The sequence below is a fragment of the Rossellomorea sp. ABR4_004 genome, from assembly GCF_056159585.1.
Genome location: NZ_JBSWVM010000001.1, coordinates 1930480 through 1951474, shown reverse-complemented (window position 1 = coordinate 1951474; position 20995 = coordinate 1930480). Strand labels below are relative to the sequence as shown.

Genomic DNA, 20995 nt, shown 5'->3' with positions numbered 1-20995 from the left:
TCTCCATGAGTTCTCCTTCTCTTGGAACCAGCAAAGAAAATCCAACCGTACTACCTTCAAAAAGACCAATTAATGTGAAAAAAATAGCCAAACGCGCTCTTCAATACGGAACGCTCTTATTTGTCACACTCATCATGGTCGGACCATTCTTATGGCTCCTGGCGACGTCATTAAAATCAGGCAGCGAGAATATCTTCGCGTACCCGCCTCAATTTATTCCAGAAAAAATAACGTTTGGAAACTATGTCGAAGTCATGGAATTCTTTCCGTTTTGGCGGTACTTATTCAACAGTGTCGTGGTATCTGTTGTGACCGTTCTATTAAATATCGTGTTCTGTTCATTGGCGGCTTATCCTCTAGCACGGATGAACTTCCGCGGTAAGAACATTGTATTCGTTTTGATCCTTAGTACGATGATGGTTCCGTTTCAGCTGTTGATGATTCCCATCTATTTATTAGCGCTGGATTTAGGGCTTCAAAACACGTATGCAGGATTGATACTCCCTCATGCGACGACAGCCTTTGGAATCTTCCTGATGCGTCAGGCGTTCCTGACGATTCCGTATGAACTGGATGAATCAGCCCGCATGGACGGAGCGAACGCCTTTCAGATCTGGTGGAGGGTGCTCATGCCTTTAGTGAAGCCTTCTCTCGTCACACTTGCGATTTTCACGTTCATGATGGCGTGGGGGGATTTCCTCTGGCCGCTGATTATCCTGAATGATACAAGTATGTACACGTTACCTCTCGGCGTCAATACTCTTGCCGGTTCGTTCTCGGCCAACTGGCGCTATATCGCAGCCGGATCAATCATTTCGATCCTTCCAATCATCATCATCTTCGCCATCCTGCAACGACACTTCATCGCAGGTGCCATGAAAGGGGCTGTGAAAGGATGACGGGCAAAAAAGTCACATGTCATATCGTTTTTCAAACCCACTGGGACCGGGAATGGTATTTGCCATTTGAAGTATTTCGTCATCGATTGGTACAAGTGATGGATCGGATCGTTTCAGGTCTTGAAACAGGTGAACTAAAGCAATTCGTCCTGGATGGTCAAATGGCCGCTTTAGAGGATTACTTTGACGTTTGTGAAGAAGAAATGAAGGGAAAAGTGCTCCATTTAATAGAGGAAAAGAAAATCATTATCGGCCCATGGTATGTTCTCGCTGATGAGTTCCTGGTGAGCGGGGAGTCCCTGATCCGGAATCTTGAAGTGGGGATGAAGCTGGCCGGTCAGTATGGGGAATCCCAGAAGGTCGGTTACTTACCGGATACATTCGGTCATGTGAGCCAGATGCCTCAGCTATTAAAAGGCTTCGGAATTGATAACTCGATTTTATGGCGTGGTATTAAACCCGAGACGTCTGAATTTACCTGGGAGGCACCAAATGGCTCCCGGGTCTTTACGGCCTTTTTGCCGGAAGGGTACTATCAGCCATTATTGAATGAAGACAATGTAGAAGAGCAATTGAAGACATATGTGGAGAAAATCACGCCTTATGCGACAACTTCTCATGTTCTGTTAACCAACGGTGGCGACCACTTGATGCCGAAGCATGGAAATCTGCTGGGACAAATCAATGATCTTCAAGGTGAAGTGGAGTATGTATCGAGTACGTATGAAGAATTCTTAACCAATGTCCAGGCCGAGTCTTCAATTGACCTCCCCGTGTATGTAGGAGAAATGAGAAGTAATGAACATATCTATGTTCTTCCGAATGTACTTTCTACGAGAAGCTATCTAAAGCAGCAGAATCAGGAGATGGAAGACGAGCTTGCAGGATACACCGAACCGCTTGCCTCTCTTTGCAGCAAAGGGAAGTATCCGGAACGATATTTAGAGGAATCTTGGAAACTGTTAATGCAGAATCATCCCCATGACAGTATATGTGGCTGCAGTATCGATGAGGTCCATCGGGAAATGGAGACCAGGACGATGATGCTGAAGCAAAGACTGGAGTCCATCCAAATGGGGTCCCTTTCTCATGCCGGTGTCCAAGATCCGATGTTTTCAGGAACCGGATTGAGAAAGCCATTTGAAGATAATAGCGCGTTTACCGTCTTCAATCCTCATCCAAGGTCGTTTACCGGCTGGGTTTCGGGAGAAATCTGGCTTAAAGAAGATAGGTCGTTCCGATTGAAAGATCGCAATGGAGAGCTGTATATCCCGGTCATCAAGAAGAAACGGAATGGCAGACATTTTGCTTCGCCTCTCGATGCGTTTCCTGATTTTAAAGAAGGGACGTTTTACGACATTGAGTTTTATGTTGAGAATCTTCCCGGGACCTCCCTTTCGAGCTTCAGCGTGTCAGAGGGGGATTACGGGGAATTTGTGGAAACAAATCTCCAGACCGTTGAAAATGAGTTTTACTCTATTGAATTGAGTGGGGAAGGAACCATTGTGTTAGTAGATAAAGAGACAGGCAGGAAGCATGCTGGATTACAACGCTTCTATAGTTCGCTGGACGCTGGGGATGAGTACAACTATTCCCCACCGGTTCACGATGTGAAGACGTATGCTGAGCTATTTTCTTTACCAACCGTGAGGAAGTCCTCCGGCATTCAAGAAATGACTTATATGCTGAAGCTTGAAACACCTGAGGGACTTGATCAGGAAAGAACCGGTCCATCTGCAGAAACCGTTATAACTACTATACATGTCACGATTACCTTACGTTCTGGTGATCGAAAGATGTATGTGAAATACACCATCGATAACCACTCGAAGGATCAACGTCTTCGCGTTCAATATCCTCTAGGAGATTCCGCCCGGTACACGTATAGCGATACAGCATTTGATGTGGTGAAGCGAAGAACGAAGACAGAGGAAGAATTGGATGCTCCAAAGCAGAAAGAAGTTCCAGTGGTAGTCGAGCCTTCTCTTTCTTTCATTCGGGCTGAAAGAGGGTTCACGTTCTATCATCGGGGTTTACAGGAATATCAGGTTACAAGTTCTGGAGAAAAAGATGCGTTGGACGTTACGTTGATCAGGAGTGTCGGCTGGCTGTCCCGGGATGATCTAAGGACCCGTGGCGGAGGGGCTGGTCCGAATATGGAAACGCCAGAAGCTCAATGTATCGGACAATATACGTTTCATGCTGCATTTGAATTCACACCTGATAAAAGTCTGGGCCAGGTAGCAACGGATGCTCACATTTACCGTATACCGCCCAGGATTTATTCCGGGGAAACAAGAGAAAATGAGTTAACGGGTTTGATCGAATTCGATAATGGAGAAGTGCAGTGGAGCTCACTTAGACGAGTGCCTGATGGAGTGGAGCTGCGTTTATGGAATCCGACAGATCGAGTTCAGGCTGTAACGTTCAAATCTGGAGCTGAGAGAATAGAACGGGTTGATTTTCTTCATGCCCGAGTGAAAATAGTGGAAAACCTTACGGACCACCTGAACCCGAAAGAAATTAGTACTTACCTATTAAAAGGGGGAAGGAATGCATGAACAGAAAGATTGCCCTCCTGCCTGTTGATGGTAGACCTGTGACAAGAGAGCTTCCAAAGCAGATTGCATCGATCGGAAATTGGGAGGTGCTTATCCCTCATAAAGACTTACTAGGTTTTTTGAAAGAGCCGGGGGATATGGCTGCACTGGAAAAGTGGATGTGGAAAGTGGCGCCTGAAGTAGATGGATTTGTCCTTTCGATTGATATGCTCGGCTACGGCGGCCTTGTTCCGTCCCGTGTGTGCATGGATGGGAAAGAAACGATCATACAACGAATCGGCATCCTCCGTGCATTAAAAGAGAAATATCCTGATAAAGCATTGATGGCATTTAGCTCGACTATGAGAATTTCCAATAACTATGTAAACGAAGAAGAGAAGGAATACTGGTGTGACTATGGAGTCGAGCTTTGGGAGTATTCCTATCACTTTCACCGCTTTGAAAAAACGGGGCATGATGACTCCAATCTAAGGGTTCGGGAGTTACAGAATAAAATCCCTTCAGACATTCTGGAAGACTATTTATCAACCAGACTGAAAAATTATCAGGTGAATGAATCCCTGTTGGAGATGGTAGAAGACAAGACTATTGATGTCCTTGTCTTTCCGCAAGATGATACCTCTGAATATGGCCTTAATATTGGTGAGCAGGAAGAGCTCTCAGATAAGGTGGCACATCGGGAATTATTCCAGAATGTATTCATCTATCCCGGAGCCGATGAGGTCGCCAATACGCTTGTGGCAAAGATGATTTATCAACTGGAACAAGTGGAGTTTCCAACCTTTTACCCTATTTATAGTGGAGAAACAGGGGCATTGTCGACTGCAATGTACGAAGACCGTCCGATTTGTGAATCCGTGAAGGGTCAGATTTATGCCTTTGGAGGATATACAGTCGATCAAGCGGGAGAGGCGGATATCGTGTTCGCTGTCAATGTTCCAGGAAAACGCCAAGGAGATCTTGCTCTGCAAAAATTCCTTGGGGAAGTGGATACGCCTCATCGGAATATCGGTGAGTGGATCAAGCGCATCGCTCATTATCTTCGCCGGGATAAACTGGTAGCGGTAGCCGACACGGCCTATGCCAACGGAGTGGACCCGAGAATGCTCCCTAGACTGCTGGGAGAGATAGAGGTTTCCCAATTAGCGGGATTCGGGGGCTGGAATACAGCGGGGAACACTTTGGGCACGGTCGTTGCACAGGCAGCTATGGTCCATTTGCAGGTAAAGAAGCCCTCTTTTCCTCAAGAAGAGGTAAAAGCAATAGTACTTGAAGAAATGACATTGCGATTGTTAGATGACTACGTCTATCAGTCGATTGTCCGACAGCAAGTGCGTGCCGGGACAGATGAGTCAGCAGTGAGTCATGAAGAGCTTCTGAATCGAGTGAAAGAATTGTTCTTAAAAGAGTCCGTGACGTTTCTTACGAAGTATGGTCTTGATTTCCCCCTTAAAGAAATCTATCTGCCCTGGAAGCGAACCTTTGAGATTGGCTTAGGCAGGAGGGATGAATCATGACGTTAAGGATCGGTGTCGATTTGCGGGACCAATATTAGAGCAGCTCTTCTCGACGAAAAGGGAACGATTCTCAGGGGAGGGGGCAAATGGATACACCGGATATCTGGGTATAGCCATTGCCAACCTGACCCATGCGATTAATCAGCTTGGATCGAATTCAGGTGTGATTGGAGCAGGATTTATCATTTAATCAAACGTTTGTTTAATGTTTTTACCAAAGGGAGTAGCTTACTTTTTCAAAAAGAGGTGAAAAGATGTCAGAGAATTTAAAAACAGATATTGTCATCATTGGCGGAGGAATCGGCGGTTGTACGGCCGCTTTAGCTGCCTCAAAACGCGGACATAGAATCATTATGACAGAGGAAACGGATTGGATTGGCGGACAGTTGACCAGCCAAGCGGTCCCGCCGGATGAACATCAGTGGATTGAACAATTCGGCTGTACCAAAACGTATCGTCAATTTCGGAATCGGGTCAGAGACTATTACCGGTCGCACTACCCTTTAAAAGAAGAAGCTCGTCAAAATGACAGGCTGAATCCCGGAAATGGTTGGGTCAGCAGGCTATGTCATGAGCCGAAAGTGGCTCTTACCGTTCTTCAGGAGATGCTCGTTCCTTATACAAGTAGTGGGAGGTTACAGATCTACACCAACTACAAAGCCATTCAGGCCTCCGTTGAAGGAGATGATGTTTTCTCTGTAACCGTTCAACATACCGAAAACGAGAAGAGAATGAAGCTGGAGGGACAATATTATCTGGATGCAACAGAAGTAGGGAATTTACTTCCTTTAGCTGGTGTTGAATATGTGACAGGTGCCGAATCCAAACGGGATACAGGAGAGCTTCACGCACCAGAAGAGGGAAGACCACAGGATATGCAGTCGTTTACCTATGTGTTTGCCGTGGATTATGTAGAGGGTGGGAATTTCGTCATCGAAAAACCAGAGAAGTATGATTTCTGGAAAGATTACCAGGCACCATTCCTGCAACACAAGCAGCTAAGCTGGTTCGCACCCGATGCCCATACGGGAGGTTCGAAGGAATTCGCCATGTTTCATCATGAAGACATCTGGGGACTGTGGGATTACCGTCGCATCATAGACCCGTCTTTATTTCAGGAGGGAACGTATGATGGGGATATTTCGTTAATCAACTGGCCACAGAACGATTATTGGTCAGGCTCGATCATTGACGTCAATGAAGAAGAGTATGAAACACATATTCATGAATCTAAACAATTAAGTCTATCACTTCTTTATTGGCTGCAAACCGAAGCGCCTAGACCGGATGGTGGAAAAGGGTATCCGGGCGTGCGTCTGCGAGGGGATATTTTAGGAGCAGAGGATGGTCTGGCCAAGTACCCTTATATTCGTGAATCAAGGAGGATCAAGGCCGTCACGACTGTTGTGGAAGAGCATATCAATGCCAATGTCAGAGGCGATCGAGGCATCGAGCACTTTGAAGACTCCGTGGGGATCGGCTGCTACCGGATTGACCTTCATCCGACGACAGAAACCAATACTTTTTTCTATGCAGAAAGCTATCCGTTTGAAATTCCATTAGGTGCCCTGCTGCCGGTAAGAGTGAACAATGTATTACCAGCGTGTAAGAATATTGGCTCAACTCATATTACGAACGGCTGCTTTCGAGTTCATCCTGTGGAATGGAATATCGGTGAATCAGCGGGGTATCTGGCCGCTTTTGCTATTGAGAAGGGTGTTCTCCCTCGCAAGGTGAGAGAGGATAAAGTGTTGTTGGAAGAATTTCAAGAGATGCTTGTAGTGGCAGGTATTGAATTGCGCTGGCCTGAGCTAGGGCCAATTTGATTCGAACTTATGAAGTTGATGACATCTGGTAGAACCCTTTATAAAATGGTTTCTACCAGAGGGGTGTCCTCTGGAACATATAATGTATCTATATTCACTTATATCTTTTTGACTATTTATGAAGAATTAATCCAACTAAACTATCTTTTGTGAAGAATTATTCCTTTTATTCTGAAAATTATGATAGTATTTAATTGCCGCATCATGTTAGTGCATACATACAAAAACGATTATTTGGAGGTATTGTATGGAAAAGTGGTTGGTAGGAAAGAAAATGGCTGTGCCTGCTATGGCCATGGCATTGGTCGTCCCTGCATTTCAAGCCCCGGCACTACAAGTGGAAGCAGATGAAAGTGAAGCAATGAAGGTAGTCGATGAGGATGGTATCAGCATCACTGTGGATGCAGAAAACAATCGCAATAACACGAACAAGCTGGTGTTATTTGATCCTACGTTCAGTTATTTCACGGAAACCAATGGATCATCTTATGAGGTGATCCTGGAGCATGAAGAAGGCTCAAGCTATCACGTGGTGGAGTCGGGTAAAGGAGACAGTGCGATTCCTGAAGATGGCGTTGTCCTATCCACGGGTCCAGAGACGACAGATGAAATTATGACGTTCTTAAAGAGCCTTGATGAAGGAGAAACGGTTTGGATTAATGAGCCAGTTGAAAGAACCTACTCGGCTGTCCTAGATGACGTTGATCCAACAGATGAATCCAATCCGGATGGTGCGCCGTTCCCGGGTAACCGTGGAGCAAATCAACTTCTTGTCTATACACCGGCATTCGGGACCAGTACCGGTACCAATCCTTACGGGTATGAAATCACGGTAACCGGTGGAGTGGTCACGAAAGTCGGTGGAGGAGACAGTGCGATTCCGGCTGATGGGTTTGTCGTGAGTGGTCACGGAACAGAAGCCGAATACTTGAAAAATGCTGAAATCGGTATGAAGGTTGAGTATGATGCTGAAGGGAATATCGAGTTGATCCGCGATGCGTCCACTTATATATTCAAGAGCGAACAGAATTTACAGGAAGCGAAGCAAAGTATCTCTCATGCAGAAGAGAACTACATCGATGCAGCCTTTGAAGAGGCGAATGCTTCTGTCGAGCTGGCAGAAGAGCTCCTTCAAAAAGCGGATGACATTCAAAATGAGGATCCGCAAAAGGCTTTGGAATATACAGAGCAAGCCACTCAGGCTGCTTACGACGCATATTATTATTCCCTGCCATCTGAAGTAGGTGAGCAGAGAGCCATCTGGTATCGCCCTGAAGAGAAGGATCTGGATGATGTCATCACGACATTGGACCGCATGGAGGAAGCGGGATTCAATTCCCTTTATCTTGAAACAACATTCTGGGGATATACAATCTTCCCGAGTGACAAAATGGAAGACTACGGTTTGCCAAAGCAACATCCGAATTTCGCTGACCAAGACTATGGAAAGTACGGATCAGATATCCTGAAAGCCTTTATTGAAGAAGGAAAAGAACGGGGCATTACGGTTCAATCATGGACAGATGGTTTCATGATCGGTCACAGCAGCCTTGGACTTCCATCTCAGTTCAAAAAGTATCCTGAGTGGAGCGCGGTTCAACGGAATGATGAGCCGGGAACACCCGGAAGCGATTCAGGCAGTAATTATTATTGGTTAGATATTGCCAATCCAGAGGTACAAGAATTCATGCTGGAAATCTATAAAGAACAGCAGGAGGACTACAAAATCACTGGTGTCAATATAGACTATATGCGCTATCCGCACCATTCTTTTGATAAGAGTTATGGATTTAGTGCATCGAACCGCGAACGTTTTGAAGAAGAATTCGGTGTAGACCCTATGAATCTAGAAGAATCTGATGAACTATGGGAAGAATGGGAGCTTTGGTTACGTGAACAAGAGAATGCTTTCGTGGAGAAGCTTCATGATCAGAGTAAAGGAATCGACCCTGCATTTATGATGACGGCTACCCCTGAGCCAGGACCTGAAGCCGTATTGATCAGCGACTGGGTTGAGGATATCGATGGTGTTATCCCGCAAGCCTATGGCCATGACTTTAATAGTATTCAGTCTACCGTTGTAGCAAGTAAAAAGCTGACACCACCTTCTATGATGTATTACACAGGAATCTATTCCTTCTATCACCATCTGGGGGAAAAAGCAGCCGTGAACGATGTACTGGCTGCCGCCTACGGTACATCAGGAGTAAACATGTTTGCCTTTGGTCAAGCAAGTGCTCCTTCTGTGGATGCCTTGGGGAAAGGACCATGGAGAAACACTGCCGTCAATCCTGGAGAAACGCCGAAAGAAGCTGTACTGGCAACAGTAAAACAATTGAAGGAACAGACAACCTCCATTTATATTCCTAAAGGCGCAGTGGACAAAAGAGAAGGTAAAAAGCTTGAAAACAACCTGCGTAAGTGGGAGAAGATGATGGAGCGTCCTGATCATTCGTTAAAGAAAGACAAAGTAGAAAAAGAGTTTGAGAAGACGGTTGAACTGATCCAATCAATGGATAGCTTGAATGAAGTAGTAAAAGAACGTATGTTAGAAAAGATGAACAAAGTGCATAAGTGGTTGAGTTATTATTATGAGAAACAGCAGTAAATGATAAAGTGGGACCAGGAGAAAAATACCTGGTCTCATTTTTCTGATTCCCTATTAATATTATCCAACCCATGTGAACAATTGAAATTTAAAACAACATACAAAAGCTCCGCACTCACTAAAAGAGGTTAGGGATGCTGATCCATGAAAGAAGAAGTTCTGTCACTTAAGTAATACGAATTGATTCGCGCAGTGAACGACCAACCAGTATTGAATGCTTCCCTCTCAATCCCCTCCTTTTATCTTGCTCACAATCTCTCTTTTCCTTCGCTCAAGAAACTCGAGATGAGTATCATCATTCCTCAAAATAAACAATTGGATGGCTTGGTCCACATAAGGAAGTGCCTTTTCAAAATCCCCGATTTTTTCGTAATTATAGCCTATATGATAGTGAAGCTCTCCCAGCCCCCATAAATGCTCTTCTTCCAAACACCAATTTATGCCTTTATGACAATAAGCAATAGACTCTTCATAGTTTCCTATTTGGGTCAGGACGCGGGCAATATTATATAATAATCGTGTATTGATGGATTGATCATTCAAGTGTTCCATTTGTTTGAGGATATCTTCGACTTTATGATAATAATGGAGCGCCTTATCATTGTTGTGTAGTAACTTCTCCCATGTTCCAAACGTCATCAGGATTTCCAATTCTCTTTCAGAGGGTGCTTTTTTTTGATGGGCTGTCAGCTCATACGCCTGGCGCAATACGGAAAAGGCGGACGCGTGGTCTTCTTCGACCTCGAATAGATAGATGGCTTTATGCCAGCTGAGGAGCTGCAGCTTTTCGTTATCCTTGTAGAAAAATGGATTTTTTTCTTCCGTCCTTACCATTTCGATCATTTCTGTAAATTTTCGTTTAAACCTCAGAGTTTTTAATTGTCTTTCAACCTCTCGGACATAATCAATACGGGGCGTCGTTCCGATTTCAAAGAAGTAGTTCACATCCACTCCAAGCTTCATGGCGATTTGATATAACGCAGTAGCACTTGGGTAAATATCCCCTTTCTCGATCCGGCTGATCAGCGCTTGGGTGCAAATTCCTTCAGCCAAATCACCCTGGGTCAGTCCTACCGCTTTCCTTAATTCTTTAATCTTCTTTCCTATCACTGAATAATCCAATTCCTCACCCCTCTGAACAAGTCATCTTTTCCTATTTTAACAGATGGATGGGAAGGGTGAGCAGGCATCCTTTGCATTTAGAAATGCCTCGTACTTTATTGAAGGGACACACGGTTCCACGTGTATCCCTTCTATTTACCCAATATTCGTCCATTTCTGTGATTGAAGTTCCGTAAGGGTCTCATTCCTTTCAGGGATTGCTTCTTCGAGGTCTTCCAGTGTTACTTCATCAGGCATTCTACGCCTGTTTAGCTTGCCAAAACGTTTTTTATTATAGAAGCTCCACCCAAATGATAGGATCGCGATGAAAATGATAAACATGACAGTCAAAGGGAGGGCAAATTGTAAAAAGGCAATGTGACTGAATGATGTGATAAAGTCAAAGGCTGGAGTGAAAAGGAATCCGTTTAATACTATGATGATTAACCATATCAATCCACTGATGAGATGGGCAATCACTCGCTTATTCTTCTGTTTTCTTTCGATCATCATGTCTGTTTTCCTCTATCCGGACTTTCCCAAATGGCATATTCCGATTTCTTTGATGTGAGTATTCTAAAGGCTTTCGGGATGGCTGGAACCAGTGCGAATATACTGACCATCCAGTAAACCATTGGATACCATCCTGCCCACCATACGTATTGGAGGAGTTTCTCTTCGTAATGTCTATCAATGAATAAAGCGACCATTAATTGAATTAATGAGATGAAGGCAATATAGGCACCGTAGAACAGCATAGAAGGAGAAAATCCAAAGAATACTAGGTAAATGAGATAGAACATCCAAGATATTGACCATAGGATGCTCAGAGTCTGTTCGATATAAACGGGATATAATCTTCTTTGTCTGAAATCCTTAAAGATGGATCGATGCCTTATGAGCACTTCCATTCCCCCTTGCGCCCATCTGATCCTCTGATTTAATAAACCTTTTAGCGTTTCCGGGACCAACATCCAGCACAATGCTCTTGGTTCGTACCGTACATCCCAGAACCGTTCCTGAAGTTTCCAGGTGATTCCGATATCATCCGTGATTAAATCCTTGTCCCAAAAGTTGACGTCAAGAAGAGCTTTTTTCCGAAAGGCAACGAAAACTCCTGAAACGGTCATCATCTTGCCTAAAATCCTTTGAGATCGTTTAATTAAGCCTATAATGGAAGAGTATTCCACCACCTGGATTTTTCCCAATAAGGATTGCCTGTTACGAACACGAGGATTCCCGGTAACTGCCCCTACACGTTCACTATTTCTGGGAGTTGTGAAATGAGGGATCATATAGAGTAACGCATTTCTATCCAACATGGCATCACTATCCATCGTCACTACAATTTCACCTTTCGAGGCGATGGTTCCATAATATAAGGCATTTGCCTTTCCTTTGTTTTCTATAATGTTGATTACTTTTAGCCGATCAATCGAGCGGGTCAACACGGATAAAATGTCTTGTGTTCCATCAGTGCTGCCATCGTTGATCACGATTATTTCATAATGTTTATAGTTGATGTTATTTAATTCCTTAACCGTCTTCTCAATGTGAGCTTCTTCATTGTAACAAGGCAAAAGAATCGAGACGAAAGGAAGCTCCTCCAAGTTGTCTTGTATGTCCATCGGTTTTCTTTCACGTCTAATATAGAAGAGTAGACCCGAAATGATCCAAACAAGGCTCATGAACAAAGGATAAATGAAAAGAAAGTTTCCAACGGAATGTATGATTGTACTGAGCAATTTCTGACCTCCTTCACGATGCAATGATTCAATAGATAAGTAAGCGGGGCTATGAATAGTAGAATGATAGGGTCTTTTATTATTTAACGTACATTCTGGTTATGTTTTCGATAGGTTAAGTGAAAACAGCTTCTAGATGATTGAATCATATAAAGGGGGCCAATGAAACTCTTTGAACGGTCTTTCGTCGTTACTTGATGAAAATATTGTTGGTGTAATTGGGATATTAATGAAAAAGGAGTTTTGTAGAATCCTGTCGATATAATTTTTAGAAAATTTAAATAAAAACGTTCATCTTCTGGATTGAAGGTGATATACTTTATTTAACTGGTAATGACATCATTACTAAGACGGAGCATCCTCGGGTTCTTACCAGGTCATACAACGCCTTATACTTTAACTGGTAATAACATCATGACAATCAGTAAGGCAAATAGCTGTATACGAATATCACTTGAAGAAAGAGGGGGAAACATGGTGAGAAAGGGTCTTATGGTATTATTATCGTTCGTGCTTGGGGTGTTTGGGGTGCTGGCAGGGTGCAGTGACAGCTCTTCAGGGGAATCGAAGGATGGAAAGATCGAGATCAGTTATGGGTTCTGGGATAAGAAGCAAGTACCTGCGATTGAGGAGATCATTAAACAGTTTAATGAAGAACATCCGGACATTAAGGTGAAGACGGAACTGATCCCATACGGGCAGTATTTTCAGAAGCTTGAAACTGCCGCAACCGGAGGGGCATTGCCTGATGTGTTATGGATGAATGGTCCTCATATTGTTCAATATGCGGAAGGGAAGGTGCTTCTGCCACTGAGCGACCTTGCTGAGAAAGATGATTACAGCTTGGATAATTATCCCGAGTCGCTCATTGATCTGTATACGGTGAATGATGAGGTATATGGAATACCTAAGGATTATGATACGACGGGATTATGGTATAACAAGAAAATCTTTGACGAGGCTGGTGTCCCTTATCCTGATGATACATGGGATTGGGATATGTTAAAGAAAGCGGCAAAGAAACTGACGAACAAGGATAAAGGGGTATGGGGCTTTGCTGCCGTGATGGGGAATCAAGGTGGTTACTACGATTTGATTTGGCAAAACGGTGGACACGTAATTTCAGAGGATGGAAAATCGGTAGGGTTTGATCAGCCTGAAGCGATCGAGGCATTGAAATACAATATTAGTTTCATAGAAGAGGGAATGTCTCCGACTCAAGCCCAGATGAATGAAACGGCAGCATCGGATCTGTTCTCATCCCGAAAGATCGCCATGATGTTCGATGGTCCCTGGATGGTACCGGAATATAAGAAGAATCCTGATTTGGACGTAGCGGTTCTGCCAAAAGGGAAGCAGAGGGCTGTTTCGATTCATGGATTGTCCAATGTCATCGCGGCCAATACCAAGCATAAAGAAGCTGCGTGGGAGTTTGTGAAATTCCTTGGTTCGAAAGAGGCAGCGGAAGTGTTTGCCGAAACAGGTACAGTCATTCCTGCCTTTAACGGAACGCAGGAGGCCTGGTTGAATTCTGTTCCGGAGTTGAACCTTCAAGCGTATATCGACGGAGCTGAATATTCCAATCCACTTCCAAGTGTGAAGAACACAGGGGCCATCTGGCAGCATGAAACGGATATCCTCAAGAAGGCCTGGGCCGGTGAAGAAAGTGTGGAGAAGGTAGTAAAGGAGCTTGCGGATAAAGCAAATAAAGAACTGGAAGAGTAGGAAAGGGAAGAAGGGAAGAGTGTTTCTTCTCTTCATTTCCTGACAAAGGAGGAGAATAGAAATGGAACCGCTTCCTCTCCAGGTTGAAACAAAACGAAAACTTCACGTGCTTTCTTATGCAAGAACGAAGAAACGTTCTGACTATTTATGGGCGTATATCATGATCGCTCCGACGATGATAGGTCTCTTTGTTTTTTATTTATGGCCGATGCTTCAGACCTTTTACTTCAGCTTTACCGAGTGGGGGGCATTTGGGACATACGAGTGGATCGGGCTGAAGAATTATACAAGGATGCTTTCGGATGTGAATCTTCTGCAATCATTCAAGAATACAGGGATCTATATCCTATTTACCGTTCCGTTTGGTATTTTCCTTTCGATTCTTGTCGCCGTTTTGCTCAATCAAAAGATTAAAGGGACGACGATTTATCGAACGTTGTATTTCCTGCCCGTCATTACCATGCCGGCAGCGATCGCCATGGTGTGGAAATGGTTATACAATTCGGATTTCGGCTTATTGAATTACCTGTTGTCCTTTATCGGGATAGAAGGTCCACAATGGTTGACGAATCCCAATATCGCGCTGTATTCCATTATTGCCGTGGCGATTTGGAGCGGGATCGGGTACAACATGGTCATTTTTTTATCGGGCCTGCAGGGGATCCCGAAAACGTATTACGAAGCAGCCGAAATGGATGGGGCAGGTCCTGTTACGATGTTCTTTAAAATTACCTTGCCGCTACTATCACCGGTCATTTTCTTCGTGTCGATCATGTCGTTGATCGGAGCCTTTCAATTCTTCGACCTGATCTTTATGATGATCAGTAAAAGCAGTACGGCGCTTGAGAATACTCAATCCATTGTGTATTTGTTCTATCAGCATGCCTTTGTATTAAATGATAAGGGATATGCAGCAGCCATTGCGGTGTTATTACTAGTGGTGATTCTCATCATCACGGTGATCCAGATGGCCCTGCAAAAGAAGTGGGTCCATTATGATTGAGGAGGGAATGACCTATGCAGAAATCGATTCAGTTTGTAAGGAGTAAGACGTTTCTCATCCATTTCATCCTGATCATGGGCTCGATTATCATGTTGTTTCCCTTTGTCTGGATGATTCTGACCTCACTGAAAACCTATGCAGAGTCCATTCAGGTTCCGCCGGTGATGATACCGGAAGACTTTCAGTGGAAAAATTATCAGGAGGTATTCACTCTGCTGCCATTCTTCAAATTTATGATGAACACATTTATCATCACGGTACTCCGAACGGCGGGACAGTTATTTCTCTGCTCTCTGGCTGCCTATGCCTTTGCGCGGATCGTGTTTCCAGGAAGAAATCTTCTGTTCGTGCTGGCTTTGTCCGTATTGATGGTCCCTGGCCAGGTATTCCTGCTTCCCCAATACATGATCATGGTGAAGCTGGGATGGCTCAATACGCTGCAAGCCGTTGTGGTCCCAGGGCTGTTTAGTGCATTTGGAACATTTCTCTTACGGCAATTCTTCATGGGATTACCGAAGGAGCTTGAGGAGGCGGCCCGACTTGACGGATGCAACCATTTTCAAATCTATTGGCGCATTATGCTGCCACTCGCCAAGCCTGGCTTGATCGCCCTGGGGATCTTCACGATTCTATGGTCGTGGAATGAACTGATGTGGCCGATGATCGTGAATAGTTCACCGGATGCCATGACATTGGCCGTAGGATTATCTTCTTTACAGGGGCAGTATGGCACCAACTATCCGATCTTAATGGCAGGCTCATTCTTGGCTGTGTTACCGATGTTGATTCTATTTATCATATTACAGAAGCAATTTATAGAAGGAATTGCGATTACCGGTGGAAAATAAGTTGATAGGCTACCGAGGGAGGAATGACAATGAAAGCAGCACTAATAGGGGCTGGAAGCAGGGGATTTTATGCATATGGATCTTATGCCCTCCAGTATCCTCATGAAATCGAGTTTATCGCGGTAGCAGAACCGGATAAAGAAAAGCGGGAGAAATTTGCGGAAGCACATGGAATCCCTGAGAATATGAGATTTGAAGACTGGCCGGACCTGTTGGAACAAGAAAGGGTATGTGAAGCCCTGCTTATATGCAGCCCTGACCGGGATCATTATAAACCTGTCATGCGTGCCATTGAAAAGGGATATAGCATTCTACTGGAGAAACCGATGTCACCGAGCCCCATTGAAACGTTGGCCATCGCAGAAGCGGCCGAGAAGCATGACACGCTCCTCAGTGTATGCCACGTGATGAGATATGCTCCGTTCTATCAGTCTCTTAAAGAAGTGATTGATCGAAAGGTGATCGGGGATATTGTCTCGGTTCAATGGAATGAGAATGTCGGCTATTTCCATCAGGCACACAGCTTTGTCCGTGGGAATTGGCGCAATTCGAAGGAATCAAGTCCGATGATTCTTCAGAAGAGCTGTCATGATATGGATATGCTCGCCTGGTTGATCGGAACGGAATGCAAGAGCGTTTCGTCTTATGGAAGTCTCACCTATTTTAAAGAGGAGAACGCTCCTGAGGGATCGGCCCACCGCTGTCTGGACGGCTGTAAGGTGGAGAAAGAATGTCCGTATTCCGCTGCAAAGTGGTACCTTCATGACCGGGATGTGTGGCCAGCGAATGTTGTGTCAGCGAATCCAAGTATTGAAAGCCGCTTGAAGGCGATCCAGGAAGGTCCTTACGGCCGCTGCGTGTACCGGTGTGACAATGATGTGGTGGACCATCAAGTCGTCAATTTATTGTTTGAAGGGCATGTGACGGTTTCGTTCACGATGACGGCCTTTACGAAGGAAACGTATCGTAACTTCAAAATCATGGGGACAAAAGGGGAAATCACCGGGCATGACGCAAATAATGAATTAATCATCAAGCATTTTGCCGGTCAGAAGGAAGTGATCTATCCTCCAACCGTGGATGGCGGTCACATGGGTGCTGATACGAGTATCATGCAGGATTTTATCAACCGGGTCCGCACGAAGGATAAAGGGACATTAACATCTGCCAGAGCTTCTTCTCAAAGTCATTTGATTGCCTTTGCAGCGGAGGAATCGAGACTGTCTGGTGCGACGATCGAATTGAAAAGTTATATGGATGAATTGGAGAAGATAAAAGAAAATGCTTAATCAAAACTTCTATCATGGCATCAAGTGATAATTGTCGCAATTTTATGTATAATGAGTATACAAATGGTTATGACAAAGATACCACTAAAGGAGTTTAACATGATAGAAAAAGATAATCGCTTACCGTTATATTATCAGCTGATGGATATCCTTCTCGAAAAGATCGAAAAGGGTGAACTTGCGGAGCAGGAGCAGTTACCCTCTGAGCGGGAGCTGTGTGAAACATACAAAGTGAGCCGGACGACGGTGAGGCAAACGATGCAGGAGCTTGAAAAGGGCGGCTACATCTATAAGGTTCACGGTAAGGGATCCTATGTTTCGCCGAAGACCTATAAGCAGAGCCTTGTTGAATTCTACAGCTTCACAGAGGAAATGAAGAAAATTGGGAAACATCCTTCCACACAGGTCGTTTCATTTGAAAAAGTACCTTGTGACACCACCATTTCGAAGTCTATGAAACTGCCGGTGGAAGAAGAAGTATTCAAGATTACGAGACTGAGACTTGCTGACGAAGAACCGATGATTTATGAAACCTCTTATGTTCCCGTAAGGCGTTTTACCAATCTCACGAAGGAACAATTGGAATATACGCCAATGTATGAAATCTTTCGGTCCCAATACGATGTGACGATTACAAGAGCAATGGAAAGCTTCAATGCGGTCAGCGCCGAAAAACGGGCAGCCGACATGCTGAGTATTGAAGAACACTCACCGTGTCTCAGACTGGAGCGTATTACGTATGAGGATCAAGACGTTATTGAATATACCATCTCCATCGCAAGGGGAGATAAATTTACGTACACAGTTGAATTGAAGTAGGTGCTTTCGAGTATCTATTTCGCTTAACTGGTAATGATGACATTAACAGTTTTGGAGGAATGGGTATGGAACTTATACAATCAAACAAATGGGAACCAAATAATCCCGGTGCCATCCATACAACAAGAGAAATAGCTCAACAACCAAGACTTTGGAAAGAAACCGTTGAAATCCTGCTTGAACATAGAGATACACTGATGAAATTTTTCAAGAAATTGGAGGAAAGACATCCTCATCTTCGAGTGATTTTGACTGGAGCGGGAACGTCTGCTTTTGTCGGGGAAACCGTTCTTACGTCCATAAAGGCAATGGTCAAGAATAAGAAATGGACGGTAGAAAGCATCGCCACGACCGATATTGTCTCCAAACCATATGAGTATTTGAACAAGGATTTTCCGACCCTGATGATTTCTTTTGCCCGTTCCGGTAACAGCCCTGAAAGCGTTGGGGCAGTTGAGTTGGGGGAGCAAATCATTGATGATTTTTACGGAATCGCCCTTACGTGTAATCGTGATGGTTTACTGGCTGAGAAGAAGAAGGGGGATCCGGATCACTTGGTCATCTACATGCCGAAGGAAGCGAATGATCAAGGGTTTGCGATGACAAGCAGCTTTACGACCATGCTCCTTTCGGTTCTGCTCCTTTTCCAGCCGGAGCACATTCATACTCTAGAGAAGACTGTGAAGGAAATAGGTTCGGCAGGTAAAAAAATTATCGAGAAAGGAAAGACAAAGATAGAATCGCTTGCGTCCTCCACTTTTTCGAAGGTTGTATATTTAGGCTCAGGCGTTTTTCAGGGACTTGCAAGGGAGTCCTCTTTAAAACTGTTGGAATTAACGGGAGGTACGATTCCGGCATTCTTTGATTCTCCATTGGGATTCCGTCACGGCCCGAAATCGATCTTAGATGAAGAGACAATCGTCTTCGTATTCTTATCCTGTCATCCGTACACAAGAAAATATGATTTGGATTTATTGAAGGAGCTATACCATGAACAAAAGCGAGGGAAGGTGGTGGCGATCTCTTCTTATCAGGATGATGTCGCCGAACGCTACAGTGACCTGTTCTTGAGTACCGGATTGGAGACGGTTCAAGAGGATATATTCCTTGCATTTCCATATGTCATGTATGCCCAGCAGTTTGCCCTGTGTAAATCCATGCATCTGGGACTTTCCCCGGATAATCCATCTCCCTCGGGGCTCGTCAACCGGGTCGTAAAAGGTGTCACGATCTATCCTTATCAGAATGGAGGAGAAAGGGTATGATTGTTTCTAGAAGTAGGATTCTCGTGGAGGCTCAGTCGAAAGGCTATGCGGTGCCTGCCTTTAATATTCATAATCTTGAGACGCTCAAAGCGGTTCTGGAAACGGCTCTGGACCTCCGTTCGCCCGTCATGATCGCGGCTACGCCCGGTACCGTCCGGTATATGGGGAAAGAGTTCTTGGTCAAGATGATGGAAGCGGCAAGGAAGAGCTATGATATCCCGGTTTGCTTTCATCTTGATCATCATGAAAACCTGGATGATATCAAGAATCTCATCCATATGGGTGTTCCATCTGTCATGATCGATGCCTCCCATTATTCGTTCGACGAGAACATCCGGATTGTCAGGGAAATTGTAGAGTATGCTGCCCCGTTCGGTGTGACGGTTGAAGCGGAGCTCGGTCGTCTAAGTGGAATGGAAGATGATTTGGTAGTGAACGAAAGGGATCAGATCTATACCAACCCCAAACAGGCAAAGGAGTTTGTAGCGAGAACCGGCATTGATTCTCTGGCTGTGGCAATCGGGACGGCTCATGGACTTTATAAAGGTGAACCTAAGCTCGATATCGACCGCTTGTCGGCAATCCAGCAGGAAGTCGATATCCCCCTTGTTCTCCACGGGGCATCGGGATTGCCCGATGAGCTTGTCCGCAAGACCATTGAGCGTGGCATTTGCAAGGTGAATGTGGCGACGGAGCTGAAGATGGCATTTGTAAAAGGGCTCCGCAGCTATCTGAACGCAAACCCGGAAGCCAATGATCCCCGCTATTATTTCACGGATGCCGTCGCTGGGATGAAAAAGGTTGTAGCAGACAAAATCAAGCTGTGCGGCAGCTTTAATCGTGGCTAGTCCCATGATTGCAACGGTCACTTTAAATCCGGCGATAGACGTTAGATATGCACTGCCCCAGTTTCAAGTGGATGAGGTCAATCGTGTTTCTTCCATTGAAAAATCGGCAGGTGGTAAAGGTCTTAACGTCACCCGGGTTCTATCCCGATTGGGGCAGAAGGTTACGTGTACCGGTTTCCTGGGTGGAAAGAGCGGGGAGTGGATTGAAAGCGAATTATCTCATTTGAAGATACACACTTCATTTGTCCCCATTAAAGGAGAGACTAGAACGTGTCTGGCCATTCTATCAAAGGAAGGTCAGACCGAGATTCTGGAAACGGGTCCCTTAATTTCAAGCAATGAGTTAGAAATGTTTGATCGAACATTCTCTTCGATTCTGGATACCGTAGATTTTGTCGTCGTTTCCGGTAGTTTGCCTGAAGGGGTCCCTACTGCCTTGTACAGTGAGCTTTCAAAGAAGGCAAATCAAAAAGGAGTTCGCTTGCTATTGGATACAAGTGGACCGGGACTTGCCGCAGGTATCGCAGGCAAACCCTTTTTAATTAAGCCGAACAAAGAAGAATTTGCTAGGTTGATAGGGAGAACATTTGACTCTGCCGATGACATGTTACGGCATGCCCAAACTATTTGTCATAAAGGAATACATTATGTGCTTCTTTCTCTGGGGGAAGAAGGGGCCTTTTTAGTGAGTGAAAAAAGAGTTCTGAGGGCAGTGGTTCCTAAAGTGAAAGCAGTGAATCCCGTTGGTTCCGGAGATAGCATGCTCGCCGGGTTTACCTATGCGTATTCCCATGGATTCCCGATTGAAGAAGTCTTGAAATGGGCTTGTGCTTGTGGAATGTCAAACGCCATAATGGAAAAAACGGGTGAGGTTAACCTGTTGGACATTCGACGATTCATGAAGGAAATAGATGTAGTTGAATGAATAGGGGGGATGGAAA

General features: G+C 44.7%; 17 protein-coding genes. 14 read left to right on the top strand and 3 right to left on the bottom strand.

The features are described from left to right. Nucleotides 1-5 precede the first annotated feature (5 nt). From ACXAF2_RS10000 to ACXAF2_RS09975, 6 genes are all read left to right on the top strand, one after another. On the top strand, nt 6-899 hold the full coding sequence (locus ACXAF2_RS10000; protein ID WP_315635565.1) for a carbohydrate ABC transporter permease: 894 nt from the start codon (nt 6-8) through the stop codon (nt 897-899). Further along, complete coding sequence (locus ACXAF2_RS09995; RefSeq protein ID WP_475138404.1) at nt 896-3460, top strand: alpha-mannosidase; 2565 nt, start codon at nt 896-898, stop codon at nt 3458-3460. Before ACXAF2_RS10000 ends, ACXAF2_RS09995 begins: the two co-directional genes overlap by 4 nt. Then, a complete protein-coding gene (locus ACXAF2_RS09990; RefSeq protein WP_475138403.1) occupies nt 3457-4977 on the top strand; it encodes a DUF4127 family protein in 1521 nt (506 codons plus the stop codon). The genes ACXAF2_RS09995 and ACXAF2_RS09990 overlap by 4 nt, the downstream gene beginning before the upstream one ends. Next, nucleotides 4967-5167 (top strand): hypothetical protein, encoded by a 201-nt coding sequence (locus ACXAF2_RS09985; protein ID WP_475138401.1) that lies wholly within the window; start codon nt 4967-4969, stop codon nt 5165-5167. Before ACXAF2_RS09990 ends, ACXAF2_RS09985 begins: the two co-directional genes overlap by 11 nt. 64 nt (nt 5168-5231) lie before the next feature. Next, the gene (locus ACXAF2_RS09980; RefSeq protein WP_475138400.1) at nt 5232-6803 is read left to right on the top strand and encodes an FAD-dependent oxidoreductase; all 1572 of its coding nucleotides are present in this window, start codon (nt 5232-5234) and stop codon (nt 6801-6803) included. Between the two features lie 247 nt (nt 6804-7050). After that, the gene (locus ACXAF2_RS09975; RefSeq protein ID WP_475138398.1) at nt 7051-9411 is read left to right on the top strand and encodes a family 10 glycosylhydrolase; all 2361 of its coding nucleotides are present in this window, start codon (nt 7051-7053) and stop codon (nt 9409-9411) included. A 225-nt stretch (nt 9412-9636) separates the two neighbouring features. Here the strand turns inward: ACXAF2_RS09975 and ACXAF2_RS09970 are convergent, their stop codons facing one another. From ACXAF2_RS09970 to pgaC, 3 genes are all read right to left on the bottom strand, one after another. Next, a complete protein-coding gene (locus ACXAF2_RS09970; protein WP_475138396.1) occupies nt 9637-10533 on the bottom strand; it encodes a tetratricopeptide repeat protein in 897 nt (298 codons plus the stop codon). A 135-nt stretch (nt 10534-10668) separates the two neighbouring features. Beyond that, nucleotides 10669-11025 (bottom strand): poly-beta-1,6-N-acetyl-D-glucosamine biosynthesis protein PgaD, encoded by a 357-nt coding sequence (pgaD, locus tag ACXAF2_RS09965; protein ID WP_475138395.1) that lies wholly within the window; start codon nt 11023-11025, stop codon nt 10669-10671. Next, on the bottom strand, nt 11022-12257 hold the full coding sequence (gene pgaC, locus ACXAF2_RS09960) for a poly-beta-1,6-N-acetyl-D-glucosamine synthase (protein WP_262372017.1): 1236 nt from the start codon (nt 12255-12257) through the stop codon (nt 11022-11024). The genes pgaD and pgaC overlap by 4 nt, the downstream gene beginning before the upstream one ends. A 477-nt stretch (nt 12258-12734) precedes the next feature. On the opposite strand from pgaC, the gene ACXAF2_RS09955 reads away from it, so the two are divergent. The 8 genes from ACXAF2_RS09955 to pfkB all read left to right on the top strand — a co-directional run bounded on the left by ACXAF2_RS09955 (nt 12735) and on the right by pfkB (nt 20979). Beyond that, the gene (locus tag ACXAF2_RS09955; protein ID WP_475138393.1) at nt 12735-13982 is read left to right on the top strand and encodes an ABC transporter substrate-binding protein; all 1248 of its coding nucleotides are present in this window, start codon (nt 12735-12737) and stop codon (nt 13980-13982) included. 61 nt (nt 13983-14043) lie between these two features. Beyond that, the gene (locus ACXAF2_RS09950; protein WP_475138392.1) at nt 14044-14985 is read left to right on the top strand and encodes a carbohydrate ABC transporter permease; all 942 of its coding nucleotides are present in this window, start codon (nt 14044-14046) and stop codon (nt 14983-14985) included. A 14-nt stretch (nt 14986-14999) separates the two neighbouring features. Further along, nucleotides 15000-15833: a carbohydrate ABC transporter permease gene (locus ACXAF2_RS09945; RefSeq protein ID WP_475138390.1), complete on the top strand. Its 834-nt coding sequence runs from the start codon at nt 15000-15002 to the stop codon at nt 15831-15833. A gap of 29 nt (nt 15834-15862) precedes the next feature. Next, nucleotides 15863-17122 carry a Gfo/Idh/MocA family protein gene (locus ACXAF2_RS09940; RefSeq protein ID WP_475138389.1) on the top strand — a complete coding sequence of 420 codons (1260 nt, stop codon included), beginning with the start codon at nt 15863-15865 and terminating at the stop codon, nt 17120-17122. A 99-nt stretch (nt 17123-17221) separates the two neighbouring features. Continuing rightward, nucleotides 17222-17941 carry a GntR family transcriptional regulator gene (locus ACXAF2_RS09935; RefSeq protein WP_475138387.1) on the top strand — a complete coding sequence of 240 codons (720 nt, stop codon included), beginning with the start codon at nt 17222-17224 and terminating at the stop codon, nt 17939-17941. Nucleotides 17942-18006: 65 nt separating this feature from the next. Then, nucleotides 18007-19206 (top strand): SIS domain-containing protein, encoded by a 1200-nt coding sequence (locus tag ACXAF2_RS09930; RefSeq protein ID WP_475138386.1) that lies wholly within the window; start codon nt 18007-18009, stop codon nt 19204-19206. Then, complete coding sequence (gatY, locus tag ACXAF2_RS09925) at nt 19203-20054, top strand: tagatose-bisphosphate aldolase subunit GatY (protein ID WP_475138384.1); 852 nt, start codon at nt 19203-19205, stop codon at nt 20052-20054. Before ACXAF2_RS09930 ends, gatY begins: the two co-directional genes overlap by 4 nt. Continuing rightward, entirely contained in the window at nt 20047-20979 is a 933-nt protein-coding gene (pfkB, locus tag ACXAF2_RS09920; RefSeq protein WP_475138383.1) for a 1-phosphofructokinase, read from the top strand. The genes gatY and pfkB overlap by 8 nt, the downstream gene beginning before the upstream one ends. Nucleotides 20980-20995 lie beyond the last annotated feature (16 nt).

Bases quoted from the DNA above. Each gene is read 5' to 3' on its own strand.
- ACXAF2_RS10000 (WP_315635565.1), top strand. From the start codon at position 6: ATGAGTTCTCCTTCTCTTGGAACCAGCAAAGAAAATCCAACCGTACTA.
- ACXAF2_RS09995 (WP_475138404.1), top strand. From the start codon at position 896: ATGACGGGCAAAAAAGTCACATGTCATATCGTTTTTCAAACCCACTGG.
- ACXAF2_RS09990 (WP_475138403.1), top strand. From the start codon at position 3,457: ATGAACAGAAAGATTGCCCTCCTGCCTGTTGATGGTAGACCTGTGACA.
- ACXAF2_RS09985 (WP_475138401.1), top strand. From the start codon at position 4,967: ATGAATCATGACGTTAAGGATCGGTGTCGATTTGCGGGACCAATATTA.
- ACXAF2_RS09980 (WP_475138400.1), top strand. From the start codon at position 5,232: ATGTCAGAGAATTTAAAAACAGATATTGTCATCATTGGCGGAGGAATC.
- ACXAF2_RS09975 (WP_475138398.1), top strand. From the start codon at position 7,051: ATGGAAAAGTGGTTGGTAGGAAAGAAAATGGCTGTGCCTGCTATGGCC.
- pgaD (WP_475138395.1), bottom strand. From the start codon at position 11,025: ATGATGATCGAAAGAAAACAGAAGAATAAGCGAGTGATTGCCCATCTC.
- ACXAF2_RS09950 (WP_475138392.1), top strand. From the start codon at position 14,044: ATGGAACCGCTTCCTCTCCAGGTTGAAACAAAACGAAAACTTCACGTG.
- ACXAF2_RS09945 (WP_475138390.1), top strand. From the start codon at position 15,000: ATGCAGAAATCGATTCAGTTTGTAAGGAGTAAGACGTTTCTCATCCAT.
- ACXAF2_RS09940 (WP_475138389.1), top strand. From the start codon at position 15,863: ATGAAAGCAGCACTAATAGGGGCTGGAAGCAGGGGATTTTATGCATAT.
- ACXAF2_RS09935 (WP_475138387.1), top strand. From the start codon at position 17,222: ATGATAGAAAAAGATAATCGCTTACCGTTATATTATCAGCTGATGGAT.
- ACXAF2_RS09930 (WP_475138386.1), top strand. From the start codon at position 18,007: ATGGAACTTATACAATCAAACAAATGGGAACCAAATAATCCCGGTGCC.
- gatY (WP_475138384.1), top strand. From the start codon at position 19,203: ATGATTGTTTCTAGAAGTAGGATTCTCGTGGAGGCTCAGTCGAAAGGC.